Below are 2,059 nucleotides of genomic sequence, written 5' to 3' on the forward strand. Positions count from 1 at the left end.
TCATGCAGCAGCTCGAACCCGACACCACCGCCTACAACGTCACGCAACTGCTGGCCTTGCAGGGTGAACTGCACGTGCCACGCCTGCGCAGCGCCTGCCTGAGCCTGATCGAACGTCACGAAGCCCTGCGTTGCCGTTTCTTCGAGGACAACGGGCAGGTGCGCCAGCGCCTGGTGGAGGCGCCCGAGGCCAGCTTCGCCCTGCACGATCTGCGCGCATCGCCGGCCGATGCACGGGAGGCAGCGATCGCCCTGGCCGCGCAACGGGTCTTCGACCTGGCCCAGGGGCCGTTGGTGGCCGTCGACCTGTTCCAGTTCGCTGAAGACGACTATCGCCTGCTGTTCAACGCCCACCATATCGCCGTGGACGGCTGGTCCATGGGGCTGCTGGTGCAGGATCTGGCCGCTCTCTATGAGGGCCGTCAGCCCGCGCCCGGAACGGGCCTTTTGCAAGTGATCGAAGCGCAGCGCCAGGCGCTGGAAGGGGATGCCGGCCAGGTACTGCTCGATTACTGGCAGCAGCGCCTGCAGGGCTTGAGTGACGAGCCGCTGGCCCTCAGCGAAAGCCCGCGCCCGGCAGTGCAGGCGTATGCCGGCGCGCGCGAGCAGTTCCCGTTACCCGGCGAGCTGACCTCGGCAATCGCGGCCCGTGCCAAGCAGCTTGGGGTCACCCCCTTCGTGCTGTATTTCGCCGCGCAGCAACTGCTGCTCTGGAAACACGCCGGGCGCCGCGATTTCGCCATCGGCTTGCCGGTGTCCGGGCGTGAGGCTGCGGACAGCCAGGCGCTGGTCGGTCTGTTCGTCAACACCCTGGCGTATCGCGTGCAGCTTGATGGGCTGGAAAGCCTGGAGCATTTTCTGCGGCGCCTCGGCCAGCGCCTGGCAGATGATCGGGCCCATGAGCAATTGCCGTTCGAGCGCCTGCTCGATGTGCTCCAGGTCGAGCGCAGCCTCGACCGCACGCCATTGTTCCAGGCCATGTTCAACTACCAGGTCGATCACCTCGGCGAGCGCAATCTGCAACTGCCGGGCGTCACGGTAGCGCCGCTGGCATTGCCGCAGGGGGCGATCAGCGCCAAGTTCGACCTGACCTTCAATGTGTTCAGCCAGGGCCGCGGCGATGGGGCCAGCAGCCAACTGATCGTCGAGTACGCCACCGCGCTGTTCGACCCGGCCCGCATCCAGTGCCTGGTGGACGACTACCTGGGTGTGCTGGCCAGCCTGGCGCATCTCGATCTGCAGCAGCCGCTGCTGACGCTGCCACTGCGCTCGGTACAACGCCTGCACAGCGCGGGCGACGCTGCCGAACTGAACGTCGAGGCGGATTTCGTGACCCGCTTCGAGGTTCAGGCCGCCTTGCATCCCGAGCGCACCGCCGTGTTCTGCCGCGACCGACAACTGAGCTACGGGCAGTTGCAGGCACAGGCCAACCAGCTTGCGCACTGGTTGTTGGCGCAAGGTGTGACGGCGGAGTCCACGATCGCCTTCTGCCTGCCGCGCGACGAGCGCCTGCTGGTCTGCCTGCTGGGCATCCAGAAGGCCGGGGCGCAGTACCTGCCGCTCGATCCGAGCCATCCGCCTGCGCGGCAGGCGGCCATCGTGCAGCGGGCACGGCCGCATCTGCTGCTGTGCGACCTTCAGGATGAGCATCTCCCGGCCACGTTGCGCTGCCAACTCTGGCAGGACCTGGCGTTGCAGGCGCAGCCGACCGATGCACCGGCGCTGCCCAGGCACCTGCAGCAACTGGCCTACACGCTCTACACCTCCGGCTCCACCGGGCAGCCCAAGGGTGTGCAGATCAGCCGGGGCAACTTTGCCAACTTCCTGTTGGCGATGGAGCGCGCCTTGCCGCTGGACGGCGTGCAGCGCTACCTGGCGCTGACCACCGTGACCTTCGATATCAGCGGCCTGGAACTGTGCCTGCCGTTGGTGCGCGGTGGCAGCGTGGTCCTCGCCGATGACGAGCAACGCCAAGACCCGCTGCTGCTGGCGCAGTTGATCCGTGAGCGGGCGGTGGAGCTGATCCAGGCCACCCCGGCGACCTGGGCCATGCTGCTGCA

General features: G+C 67.4%; 1 protein-coding gene. It reads left to right on the forward strand.

Annotation, left to right across the window (positions count from 1 at the left end; translation table 11 throughout):
• A partial coding sequence (locus BFP96_RS02275; protein ID WP_139113319.1) for a condensation domain-containing protein occupies positions 1-2,059 on the forward strand: 2,059 nt, incomplete at both ends.

It is taken from the genome of Pseudomonas sp. 34 E 7 (assembly GCF_900005715.1).
Lineage (GTDB): Bacteria > Pseudomonadota > Gammaproteobacteria > Pseudomonadales > Pseudomonadaceae > Aquipseudomonas > Aquipseudomonas orientalis_A.